This window comes from Pseudoalteromonas sp. TB51 (genome assembly GCF_000498055.1).
In the GTDB taxonomy this organism is placed as follows: domain Bacteria; phylum Pseudomonadota; class Gammaproteobacteria; order Enterobacterales; family Alteromonadaceae; genus Pseudoalteromonas; species Pseudoalteromonas atlantica.
Map to the genome: position 1 here is coordinate 1 of NZ_AUTO01000117.1, position 12,320 is coordinate 12,320.

Consider the following 12,320-nt stretch of genomic DNA (forward strand, 5'->3'; position numbering starts at 1 on the left):
GGACGGTATGTAGAGCGTGCAAAGCCGCCAATGCTGGTTACTGTTTCGTCTATAAGTGCTTGGCCAGAGCCAACACAACCAGATGAAAATTCAACAGTAAGTGGTGTGGTATATAGCTCACCGTCTTTTGAAATTTCTATTGAGATAAGTGCTGTTGCACCTGCAGCTAATAGTTCATCGTCTGCAACCGAGCTGCTAATAGCAATTTCAACATCTACAGCAGCAATTTGAAATGCCTTAGTTAAATCGCTATCGAGCACTGACACAGTAATTTCACCGGCGCCTACATCTTGACCAGGAACTATATCTAAAAGTGCGATACCATTTGCATCGGTAATAGCCGTGCCAGTTGAAGGTGTAATTGAGCCAATTGTTGTACTCGCTGTTACTAGGGTCTGCGTAAGAGGAGTTGTCGAATTCTCGTTAGTCACTTCGATATAAAGAATCGCCGTTGAATCACCTGAGATACTAGTTACTAGATCACACTGGCTTGCATCTCTTTGAGATTTAAAGTCTGCTGGACAATTTTCTAGGATTGAAAAACTAATATCAGCAGTACTTTGGTCTGGATTTACAGCATCACCTTTTGTATAAAAACCCAGCGTTTGCTCAACACCTTCGTACTGGGCTGTTATAACGCCTGCACCTTCTACAGTACCCGAAGTTAAGTTAATTGATGCAACACCACTTTCATTCGTTAGTGCAGTACCAATACTTGGGATTAAGTTACCTAAAGTTGATGAGAAGTTTACAACTGCCCCTTCAACTTCAACGCCATCTCCGTCAAGAATAGTTGCTTTAACAACTGCGCTATCTGCGGCGCTGATTGTGCTAATTTCTGATAACGTCGTTGAAGAGGTAAGACTTAAACCGATAGAAAAGTCTAATGATTCACCTTGAATGGGCGCATCCCCTTCAGTTGTAAATGTATAACCTTCAGAGCTATAAACAGTATTTTCGTTATCGGTGTAGGTGGCCACAATAGAGCCAGCCCCAGCTTCAGTCCCTGCAAGCAAGCTAATTGTTGCAATGCCTTGTTCGTTTGTTAAAGCTGTACCATTTGTAGGATTTATACTCCCTAAACCAGTAAGTACAAACTCAATTAATTGGTAAGCAGCGGGTTCATTATCAATTAATAGTTCAACCTGCGCGGTAACAGGGTTTAAATAATCAACACTTCGAGTCGTAGCCCCAGATGAATCAACAAGCGTTACACTCAATTGTGGATCTGTTGATTGTGCGCCATCCGACTCAAATGCAAACGTATCGGTGTAACTTTCGCCATCTACTGTATAGGTTGCTGTTACTTCACCAGCTCCTGCATTTTCACCCGCGGTAAGTTCCAGTATCGCTATACCATCTGATTGGGTTAACGCTGTACCTGCTGTAGGGTTTAGTTCACCGATTGAGTCAGCAAGGGTAAAAGTAATACGCTCACCTGAGACTGCATCGCCATCTTCATCTTCTAAAGTAGCTCTAAGCTCTAAAGGAGCAGCCGCTGTGACCGTGTTTGACTCAGTGTCACTAGATTGTAAGTAACCTTTTAAAGTTACCGTGAAAGTGGATGTTTCTGTAGTAGAATCGTCATCATCTCCGATGGTGCCGTCTTTTTCGATTGTTCCACCACCACCACAAGCGCAAAGCAAAATGCTAAATAGTGTAATGCTGAGTAGTCGCGTTAAAGGCATGGACCTCTCCCTAGCGTTGTTATTATTTACTAATAGTTGTTTACCTAATATTAACCTATAACTTAGTCTAATATCACAGTTTTTTGTCACTTTTTTATGTAAATAATTCCGCAAAGGTTATTTTTTTCTGTAGTAAATATTTCCTTGCTGGTAGTCTATGGCAAATTTGAAAAAATAGATTAGGGAATATGTCTAAAATACGTTCAATGAGTTTAACTACCCGTATCATGATTGGCATGGCACTGGGTATTGCAGTAGGCTTTTTATTTCAGGCTATATTAGCTGGTGAAGACGATTATCTAATTCCTCTTGGGTTATTCTCTTTGCCAATTAAAGCTTTTTTTGTAGATGGCCTTTTTCATGTTGGCGGACAAATTTTTATTGCCAGCTTAAAAATGTTGGTTGTGCCGCTGGTATTTGTATCGCTTGTGTGTGGTACGTGTAGCTTAAGCGATCCTAAAAAATTAGGCCGTTTAGGTGGTAAATCGATTGGCTTATATTTAGTTACAACTGCCGTGGCAATTACCGTAGCTATTTCACTGGCGTTATTATTTAACCCAGGTCAAGGCATTGCACTGCCATCAGATGCAAGCTTCAATGCTAAAGAAGCCCCTACCTTAGCGCGAGTGATTATCGATATGTTCCCTACTAACCCATTCGAAGCAATGGCTAAAGGGAACATGCTGCAAGTTATTGTGTTTGCGCTTTTATTTGGTGTATCAATGGCGCTAAGTGGCAAAGCAGGTAAACGTGTAGCCGCAGTATTTGAAGATTTAAACACGGTTATTTTAAAACTAGTAACGCTACTAATGAACATTGCACCTTACGGTGTGTTCTTTTTAATGGCTAAACTTTTTACCACTATCGAAATGGGGTTAATACTCAGCCTAGCTAAGTACTTCCTTGTAGTAGTGGCGGCGTTATTAATTCACGCGTTTATTAATTACAGTATTATTTTAAAAGTATTAACAGGCCTTAGCCCGCTTACCTTTTTAGCTAAAATGAAACATGCGTGTTTATTTGGTTTTAGCACTTCAAGCTCAAGCGCGACTATGCCTATTACACTTGAAACTGCGACCAAAAAACTCGGCGCGAACAACTCGGTTGCCTCTTTTACTATTCCGCTAGGCGCTACCATTAACATGGATGGCACAGCCATTATGCAAGGCGTGGCAACAGTATTTATTGCACAAGTGTTTGCTGTTGATTTAACGATTTCTGATTACTTAATGGTTATTCTAACCGCAACGCTTGCCTCGGTAGGCACCGCGGGTGTGCCTGGTGTGGGTTTAATCATGCTTGCAATGGTACTTAACCAAGTAGGTTTACCAGTAGAAGGCATTGCAATTATTATTGGTGTTGACAGGTTACTCGATATGACGCGCACAGCCGTTAATATAACGGGTGACTGTATGGTAACTTGTGTGGTTGCTAAATCAGAAGGTCAATTAGATGAAACAATATTTAACGACCCGAACGCAGCTAAAGACTTAGAAGATTACCACAAATCTACTGAGTAATTATTAAAGCCCATAAAAAAACCCTTGCTATGCAAGGGTTTTTTATTACCTTTAATAACGTTTTATGGGTTCATTGCTTTAAAACGCGACATTAAATTAACGCCTGCTTTATTTACAGAGCTACTTAGCCCAATTGCTAACTTATCACTTAATCCTTTCTTAATTTTGTATTTTACTTTGTATATTTGACGCTCAGCTTGTTGCTCTAATAACGCATCATCACTGGTTTTAATTACATCAACTAAGCCCTTTTCAATTGCTTGTGTTGCAAACCAATGCTCACCCGTTGCCACATTATCAATATTAAGTGTTGGCCGTTGGCTGCTTACAAACTCTTTAAACAAACCATGTGTTTGCTCTATTTCATCACGAAACTTTTCGCGGGCTTTATCTGTGTTTTCGCCGAACAAGGTTAACGTACGTTTAAATTCGCCAGCTGTAATTTGCTCAAACTCTACATCGTTTTTCTTTAAAATTTTATTAAAGTTAGGTATTTGTGCAATTACACCAATAGAGCCAACAATAGCAAAAGGAGCCGCTAATATTTCATCGGCCACACAGGCCATCATGTAACCGCCACTCGCTGCTACTTTATCAATAGAAACCGAAAGCTTAATACCTGCAGTTTTAAAACGCTGTAATTGCGATGCAGCTAAACCATAGCCATGCACCACGCCGCCCCCACTTTCTAAGCGAACTAATACTTTATCTTTCTCAGGATTAGCAATGGCAATAATTGCGGTCACTTCTTCGCGTAGGCTTTCAACTTCATGAGCGTCCATACTACCTATAAAATCAATAACATATAGCCGTGGCTTCGGCTCATCATTTGCCGCTTTTTTAGACTCGACTTTTTGCGCTTTATGATGCGCCTTTAACTCTTTTTTAGTTAAAGTATTCTCTAAAAAACTGTGTTTTAAGTCATCTAGTTGCTCAGACAAATCGTCTATTTCTATGGCTCCTTTTTTAGCTTTAGGCTTTACTGCTGAACCCACAATAAGGGTTAAAATAATTGCAATAGCAATAACAAAGGTAACCGTTTTAGCAAAAAACAAACCGTATTCGTATAAAAATTCCAACTGGTCTCTCCATTTATAAATTTAAGCTAATTTATCATGCTTTATAACAAAAAAAAGCCACTAAACAGTGGCTTTTCAAGGTTAATAAGGTATTTGCTGATTAATCAGTCACAACCTCTGGGTTACTGACTAATAACATACGCCCGCGTGCAGCTAAATAAGTAGCTACTTGGAGCTGCATTTCAGCGTTTGCTGCTGCACTGCCCTCAACAGTTGCCGCTTGGGCATCGTCTTGTGCTGGCGTTAAAATTGAGCCATGGTGCCCTTTTGTAAATTTCACCAAATAACTCGCCGGGGTTTCACTTAGTGCTTGTGAAGTGCTTACTGTTTCAAGCCCCATTAATGTTGCTAACGGAATTGTGCCCGATATAGGGTTATTTGCTGCCGCTGGCGGAATAACTTGGTCTGGTTTGTTATCTGCGCCATCGCCTACAACTACATTAGTGTATACAGGGGTACCTAATGCATTTACCGCTGCTGCGTAATTTGTTGGGTCTCCGCTATCAAGTGCGGTTTGCGCTGCAAAAGCAAACTCGGTCATTACCGCTTGGATGTTGGCAAGTTTTGTAGTTTCCCCTGCCGTAGTAAGTGAGGTTACATACGCCTGATAGCCACAAGTTAAAAACGCTTCCATATCTGGTAATAATGTACCACAGTTTGAAATAGCATCCGCTTGTAAAAACTCGTTAAACTCTTGCGACTCTGCTGTACCAGCTTGCGATAATACAGAGCCTTGAATAAATGGCCCAAACGCAGCCGATTCAAGTAAAAAGCTTGCTATACCGCCACCGCCACTGGCAAGTGCTACAGTGTTTACCTTAAATAATGGGTCAACTGTATCTGCAAGCGGAGTATTAGCCTGAGCTATAAATGCAGGTGCAACAATAGAGCCTAAAGAATGCCCTACATAGGTTACATCTTGTGCATTAATTGTCTCATCATTAATAAAGTTTAAGCCTAAGCGTAAGCCTAATAAATCTGCTGATGATTGACGCAAGCTATCACGAGCCACTAACAACGAGTTTAAGTTCATGTAACTTAGTACTGAACCTGTTGTTGCATTAAAGTCATCTGTCCCATCAGCATCAACATCTACACCACGCTCACCATGGCGAGGATGGTCAATCGCCGCTGTGGCAAAACCTTGAATTGAAAGTTGTGCAGTTAATGCCAACATGCTTTCTTTGTCGGTTGTTATACCGTGTTGCATAATAACAACTGGCCAGCCAGTTTCTGGCATTTCAATTGGATCAAGACCTTGTGAATCACGAATAAAATTAATAACCGGTAAAATAGGTTTGGTTATTTGCACTGGCACATTCGCCATGCTTTGCACTTTAGGAATTGAGTTATACTTAGTTAAGTGGCGCGTAGTGTCTAAACCTAAATCACGCAACTGTCCGTCACTTAGCGCAGCACAAAGCCCATCATTATCGCTAATTGGCTCTGCAGGGAAAGCTTCGCCTGCTGCAGCTTTGTAACCTAAAACAGCTACCGCGTTGTCACACATACCTTGCCAATATGTATCATTTAAATCGCTTATTTCAGTGCCTGTTGGGGTGCCTAAATACATAGGTAACATAACGCTACCTTTTAAATATTGCACACCAGAGAACGCATCCGATACGCTAACACCCGCAGCTGCAAATACTTGCTGCACATTTACCATTGCTTGTTCAGGTACACTTACCATTGGTGTTGGCAAAGCATCATTTTGTAAGCTAGCTGCCAGTAAGTTTTTAATTGTGCCAAGCACAGGACCTGCTGATTGAATGGTCATAGCAGCAGAAAATATAATATCATCTTTTGTAATATCACCTGAGCTTACAACCACATTCTCATAGCTATTTACTGCAGCTTGAAGACCAAGCTGAGCATCAGTAATCAATGGCGCTTCTTCACTTACAGAAGCGTAAGTAGAAGAAGGCTGAATAGAACGCCCTTGAGAGTCTTTTAATCCAGTGGTTAATACATTTATGTATGAACTTCCTGGTGTGAAAGGTTTTAATGGGATAATAGCAACTGCATCGCCAGAGGCTTGAGAAATAAAGTCTACGCCGTAGGTTAATTCACCTACCAATTTACACGCTGAACCAGCTGTAACAACAGCACATTCTGCATCAGTTAAGCTAGCGCCCATAACCACTTCAAAAATTCTTACTGTACCAGGCGACGCTGCAGAGGTTTCATCAAGCGATACGCCTGTAGGGAAAGTTAAATCAATTTTGTAAGGCACTTGCGATGACCAGCCATCTAACGCACCTAGCGCTAATTGCGGATCTGCATAAGCAGTGCGAGGCACAGAGACGTTATCATCGTCTAATTCACCTGGAATATTAATTGTACCGTCTTGAGTGCCGCTCATTAATAAATCGTTAGGGACAGATAAAACCCCATTCGCAGGGTCAAAGGTCACCGTGGCATTAGGTATTATGGTTGCAGTATCGTTTTTAACATCTTCTAATGTTTCTCCGCCGCCACAACCTGCTAACGCAGCTGTAACCGAGAGTGAGAGTAGCATTTTTTTCATATTGTTGGCTCCGCACATATCTTTATTTTTATAGTGTGTTCGTTCAAAGTAAGTGTGTTTAATCAGTGTAGTAAAGTTAAAACAATGTAATCAGTTTATTAATGAGACATTAGACCAGTTAAACTTAACGTAAAGTTTATAATTCCGCCACCTAAATTTTCAATAAATTCGATTACTTGACGATTTGCTATGTTAAAATCAAAAAAATTTTATAAATTGGTATTTATATGCAAACTTATCAAGCAACTCCAAATGCACTTCAAAATAAAGTAATTTTAATTACAGGTGCCGGCGATGGTATTGGCCGCGTAGCAGCAATTACCTACGCAAAGCATGGCGCGACAGTTATTTTACTTGGTAAAACAACAAATAAGCTCGAATGCGTTTACGATGAGATTGTCAATGCTGGTTACCCTCAGCCTGCTATTGTGCCAATGGACTTAAAAGGCGCGACAAAACAAAACTACCGCGATTTAGCAGCTACAATCGAAAGTCAATTTGGCCGATTAGACGGCTTATTAAATAATGCCGGTATTTTAGGTTCGCTCGGGCCACTTGAGCACTTTTGCTCTTCTACGTTTGAAAACATCATGAAAGTGAATGTTACTGCGCAAGCAATGATCACCAAAGCGCTATTCCCTGTGCTGCGTAAATCAGAAAATGCCTCTATTGTTTTCACTTCATCAAGCGTTGGCCGTAAAGGGCGCGAATTTTGGGGGCCTTATGCAATATCTAAATTTGCAGTTGAAGGCATGATGCAAACATGGGCCTGCGAAGTAGGTAAAACCAATATCCGTGTAAATTGTATAAACCCTGGCGCAACACGTACCTCTATGCGCGCATCAGCGTACCCAGGGGAGGATCGCGATAAGCTTGCTACCCCAGAAGATTTAATGCCAACGTATTTATATTTAATGAGTGATGACTCGAGCGATGTAAACGGTGAATCTCTCGATGCGCAACAAAAAAAGTAAACTACATTTTTAATTATAAAAAAAGCCGCATACATTGCGGCTTTTTTGTCGGTAATTTTTGGTAATTATACCAATTCGCTTAATTAAATTATCTATTTTAAGGCTAGAAAAACGTGTTGTTCGCTTGGCAAAAAATTCGCTATTTAGCTGTGCTAAATGAGCATTTTTTTACCTAGGTAGCGACACGTTTAGCCCCGCAAAATGATTAAGTATTATTACGGATTGGTATTACTTACGCTTAGTTTGTTTAACACGCTGGTTATGCTTTTTAACCGCTTTACGAATTTGGTTAATTTTAGCACGCTTGTCTTTGCGTTTTTCAGGCATAACCGACAGTTTAGTTTGTGTTTCGCGGCCTAATTTAACGGTTTTACGTAAATAGTTAACGGTTTCTAAATCAAGTTCAGCCCAACCACCTTGAGGAAGGCGCTTATCTAGCTCTAATTTTCCGTAACGAATACGAATAAGGCGCGATACTTCTACATCCTGCGATTGCCATAAGCGGCGAACTTCGCGGTTACGTCCTTCGTTTAGCGTTACATTGTACCAACGGTTAATCCCTTCACCACCCAAAGATTTAACCGTTAAAAACTTAGCCGGACCATCTTCAAGCTCTACGCCACGCGTTAGGTTTTTAATGGTTTCATTGGTCACTTCACCAAATACACGGGCTGAATATTCACGCTCAACTTCATAACTTGGGTGCATTAAGCGGTTAGCTAACTCACCATCGTTGGTAAATAACATTAAACCTGCCGTGTTAATATCTAGGCGACCAACAGCAATCCAACGCTCACCGTCTATGCGTGGTAAACGGTCAAAAACGGTACGACGTCCTTCTGGGTCTTTACGTGTACTTAACTCCCCTTCTGGCTTGTTGTACATAATTACACGACAAATACGGTCGGCTTTTTCTTCAATTTTTACGCTGTGGCCATCAACACGTATTAAGTCTGTTTCCTCAACACGGTCACCTAATTTAGCCACTTTACCATTAACACTAACGCGGTTTGCATCAATGTATTTTTCCATTTCACGTCGTGAGCCTACCCCTGCACGGGCTAGGACTTTTTGTAACTTTTCACCTTGAATACTCATTCGGATGGTTCTCTCACAGAAGGATCACTTAATAACTGGTTTATTTTACTTTCCTGTTGCGCTGGCAATGCAGGAAGTTCATCTAAACCGGTTAACGAAAAATAATCTAAAAATAATTTTGTTGTTGCATAAAGCGCTGGTTTACCAGGTACTTCTTTATGCCCTACTACTTTAACCCACTCTCGCTCAAGGAGGGTTTTAATAATTGCTGATCCGGTTGTTACACCTCGTACTTGCTCTATTTCACCACGCGTTATTGGTTGCCTGTAGGCAATTAACGACAATGTTTCTAGTAGTGCGCGAGAGTACTTAGGTGCCCGTTCTTGCCATAAATTACTAAGCCAAGGGCTTAAACTACTACACGCTTGAAAGCGATAGCCACTGCCTACTTCAACTAGCTTAATGCCACGTGTTTGATAGTGAGTATGTATAGCGTCTATTGCAGTGTTAATTCGTGACATAGGAATAGCTAAATCAGCCAGTACAGTATCTTTTAAGTGGCGTTTGCTAACAGGTTTGTCTGCGACAAATATAGCCGCTTCAATGATCTCAATTAATTGTTCATCACTAATTCGACGACCCGCCATAATATTTTGCTTTGCCCTTTAAAATACGTAGCCATCTATTATGACAGAACATCGCAAAAGGGGGAAAATATATCTGCTTTTAAAACAAATTAAATGCACAAAAAAGCCAGCAATTAATGCTGGCTCTTATGTGTAGCGTATTTAGCTAATATTAGCTGTTTTTATAATGCTTTAGTGCATCATCTTCAGCAACGGCTTTACCGTATTTGCTAATGTAGCCTTTAAACTCACCTTTACTGATGCGCTTATCATTGTTGCCATCCATGTAACCAAAATGGTTTGAAATATCATCATCGTCAGCTTCTTCTACTGAGATGTAACCATTTTTGTCGTTATCTAAACTTCTAAAATCATTTTCGATTTTATCAAATTTAGCTATTTTAGCTTTAAACGCCGACTCACTTACTTCGCTGTCAGTCGCTACCTTACCGGTATTTAACTGCATGTAAGTGTTAAATTCTTTACGACTGATCTCGTTATCCATATTGGTATCAATATTTGAAAAGTGGCCCCAGATGCTATCGTCATCTGCTTCTACTTTTGAAATATAACCATCACTGTCGTTATCTAAACTTGCAAAATCGCTATCGATTTTTTCAAGGCCTTGGTTTGAGGCACATGCGGCTAAACTTAACGAAGCTAAAATAGTTGTTGCGAGTGTTAAATTTTTCATAAGACGTATCCTTGTAGTTAGTAAATGTCACTTTAACTAATACAAGTCCAATGCCAAAGTGCACAAGCCGCCAACAATCAATAAGTTACGTGAGTTTAGATTGTTTTATATACATTAATCAATTACTTAGCTTTGCAATGATTGCTGCATACCTTGTAATTTTTGCAAAAAAATACCCAGTATAAACTGGGCATTATTTTAATCTATATGTTACCGCGAAATTAGATTGCTGCGTTTTGGTAACGCTTTACAAATTCAGTTACGTTTTGTCCGTTACACTTTAACGAGTTTAAGTTACCAATTTTTTGGCGAACAGGCGCAAGGCCTTGCTTTAACGCTGTGATACATAACTGTGTTTCTTGGTGTGCATCTTTTGCAAACACTTCAACTTTTGATTCAGCAGCTTGGTTAGACGTTACTTTTTTAGCAATGTCGCGAATATCTTGACCATTACATAAAACACTTTTAGAAAAACGCGATAAGTATACACCGTGTTGTGCTGCTTCTTTACGCGCTGCGCTAAAGCCTTCATTTGCACTTAATACACATAATTTAGATTCAAGTTTATTATCTTGGCTAAAGTAAGTGTTGCTTTTTGCTGATACAGACGCAGAGGCTAATAAAGCAGTAGCTAAAAGTAATTGTGTTTTCATGAGAGAGATCCTATTTAAACGACTAAACAAGTAATTTTTGCGCATTATATATTCAATAATTACGAGATCAATTGAATTTTTTATTTATTTAAATAATTAATAAAGCATTTACAATGTTTAAACTTTACGCACCAATTGATCAACATTTGCGCAGCTATTTTCTCATTTCGATCATGTTATGTAGGCTTATTTACTGATACAATTTAGCTATAAAAACAGAGTCTAATTAAAGGTAAATTTTATGAAGGTTATTTCTTTCAATATCAATGGTCTGCGAGCTCGCTTACACCAGTTACAAGCAATTATAGATAAACACCAGCCAGACATTATTGGTTTGCAAGAAATTAAAGTTCATGATGAGGCGTTCCCTCTCGAGGACGTACAAAAAATGGGTTACCACGTTTATTTTCATGGTCAAAAAGCGCACTACGGTGTGGCAATGTTATGCAAAAATGAGCCTAAATCGGTCTTAAAAGGTTTTGCCAGCGACACTGAAGAAGCACAAAAACGCATGATAAGTGTGACAGTTGAGCAAGAAAATGGCCGCGACCTAACAGTAATGAATGGTTATTTCCCACAAGGCGATAATATAAATCACGAAACAAAATTCCCTTATAAGCGCCAGTTTTACAAAGATTTAATGACCCATTTACAAACAAACCACACGCCCGATGAAGATGTTATCGTTATGGGCGATATCAATATTTCGCCTACCGATTTAGATATTGGTATTGGTGAAGTAAACGCTAAACGCTGGCTTAAAACAGGTAAATGCTCGTTTCAACCAGAGGAGCGCGAATGGCTTGCTAAATTATTAAATTGGGGCTTTAAAGATACCTTCAGAGAGCAAAACCCTGATACAAGCGACAAATACTCGTGGTTTGATTATCGCTCTAAAGGGTTTGTAGATAATCGTGGCCTACGCATTGATGTTGTACTTGCTACCCATGCCCTTGCCGAGCGATGTATTGATACCGGCATAGATTACGAATTACGCGGCATAGAAAAGCCCTCTGACCATGCGCCAATTTGGTCAACCTTTAAATAATTGCTATGTTAACGCTTAAAATGCAAGGGCTACTTTGGGCCCTTGTTTTAATTATTACCTTTATAAGCGTAGAAAAAAATACCTATAAAGCACTTTATAAAACGCCTGCACGGCAAATAGGGGTACTTGCGTGTGCGTTAGTGTTTGCCATGTTATGGCAAATTAAAGCGGGTATTTTAAGCGGTCTTGATTTACACATTTTAGGTGTAACTGCCGCAACGCTAATTTTAGGGTGGCGCCTTGCTATTTTAAGTAGCCTACTGGNCAGTGCCCTATTGGCAGCTTTTGCAAACATTGATCTTAATCTTTTGCCCATGCAAATACTGTTTGGTGCATTTATTCCTACATTATTAAGCTACCTTGGCTTTATAATGAGTTATCAGTATTTACCGCGTCACTTTTTTGTTTATATTTTTGTGTGCTCTCACGGCTAGCGCATTTTAATCCCAGACTCCAACAGGGTTGAGCGG

At 39.9% G+C, this 12,320-nt stretch carries 10 protein-coding genes and 1 pseudogene; 4 read left to right on the forward strand and 7 right to left on the reverse strand.

What is annotated here, in order from left to right; translation table 11 throughout:
* The coding region (locus L650_RS0105945) for an Ig-like domain-containing protein (protein ID WP_029772519.1) at positions 1–1,688 on the reverse strand (1,688 nt) is incomplete at its 3' end.
* 188 nt (positions 1,689–1,876) lie between these two features.
* On the opposite strand from L650_RS0105945, the gene L650_RS0105950 reads away from it, so the two are divergent.
* A complete protein-coding gene (locus L650_RS0105950) occupies positions 1,877–3,208 on the forward strand; it encodes a dicarboxylate/amino acid:cation symporter (protein ID WP_029772520.1) in 1,332 nt (443 codons plus the stop codon).
* Between the two features lie 62 nt (positions 3,209–3,270).
* Here L650_RS0105950 and sohB read toward each other — a convergent pair whose 3' ends face one another.
* Both sohB and L650_RS0105960 read right to left on the reverse strand, forming a co-directional pair.
* The gene (gene sohB, locus L650_RS0105955) at positions 3,271–4,287 is read right to left on the reverse strand and encodes a protease SohB (protein ID WP_029772521.1); all 1,017 of its coding nucleotides are present in this window, start codon (positions 4,285–4,287) and stop codon (positions 3,271–3,273) included.
* 100 nt (positions 4,288–4,387) lie between these two features.
* Positions 4,388–6,817: a VolA/Pla-1 family phospholipase gene (locus L650_RS0105960; protein ID WP_029772522.1), complete on the reverse strand. Its 2,430-nt coding sequence runs from the start codon at positions 6,815–6,817 to the stop codon at positions 4,388–4,390.
* 227 nt (positions 6,818–7,044) lie between these two features.
* Between L650_RS0105960 and L650_RS0105965 the strand changes: the two genes are divergently transcribed.
* Complete coding sequence (locus tag L650_RS0105965) at positions 7,045–7,791, forward strand: YciK family oxidoreductase (RefSeq protein WP_004587787.1); 747 nt, start codon at positions 7,045–7,047, stop codon at positions 7,789–7,791.
* A 228-nt stretch (positions 7,792–8,019) separates the two neighbouring features.
* Here the strand turns inward: L650_RS0105965 and rluB are convergent, their stop codons facing one another.
* From rluB to L650_RS0105990, 4 genes are all read right to left on the reverse strand, one after another.
* Positions 8,020–8,889, reverse strand: coding sequence for a 23S rRNA pseudouridine(2605) synthase RluB (gene rluB, locus L650_RS0105970; protein ID WP_004587786.1), 870 nt, complete (start codon positions 8,887–8,889; stop codon positions 8,020–8,022).
* Positions 8,886–9,476 (reverse strand): SMC-Scp complex subunit ScpB, encoded by a 591-nt coding sequence (scpB, locus tag L650_RS0105975; protein ID WP_029772523.1) that lies wholly within the window; start codon positions 9,474–9,476, stop codon positions 8,886–8,888. Before scpB ends, rluB begins: the two co-directional genes overlap by 4 nt.
* Positions 9,477–9,627: 151 nt before the next feature.
* Positions 9,628–10,149 (reverse strand): EF-hand domain-containing protein, encoded by a 522-nt coding sequence (locus L650_RS0105980; protein WP_029772524.1) that lies wholly within the window; start codon positions 10,147–10,149, stop codon positions 9,628–9,630.
* A 221-nt stretch (positions 10,150–10,370) separates the two neighbouring features.
* Positions 10,371–10,802 carry a hypothetical protein gene (locus L650_RS0105990; protein WP_004587783.1) on the reverse strand — a complete coding sequence of 144 codons (432 nt, stop codon included), beginning with the start codon at positions 10,800–10,802 and terminating at the stop codon, positions 10,371–10,373.
* Between the two features lie 241 nt (positions 10,803–11,043).
* On the opposite strand from L650_RS0105990, the gene xthA reads away from it, so the two are divergent.
* Complete coding sequence (xthA, locus tag L650_RS0105995; RefSeq protein WP_029772525.1) at positions 11,044–11,850, forward strand: exodeoxyribonuclease III; 807 nt, start codon at positions 11,044–11,046, stop codon at positions 11,848–11,850.
* A gap of 5 nt (positions 11,851–11,855) precedes the next feature.
* Positions 11,856–12,275 (forward strand): annotated as a pseudogene (locus tag L650_RS0106000) (energy-coupling factor ABC transporter permease); the annotation flags it as partial.
* Positions 12,276–12,320 lie beyond the last annotated feature (45 nt).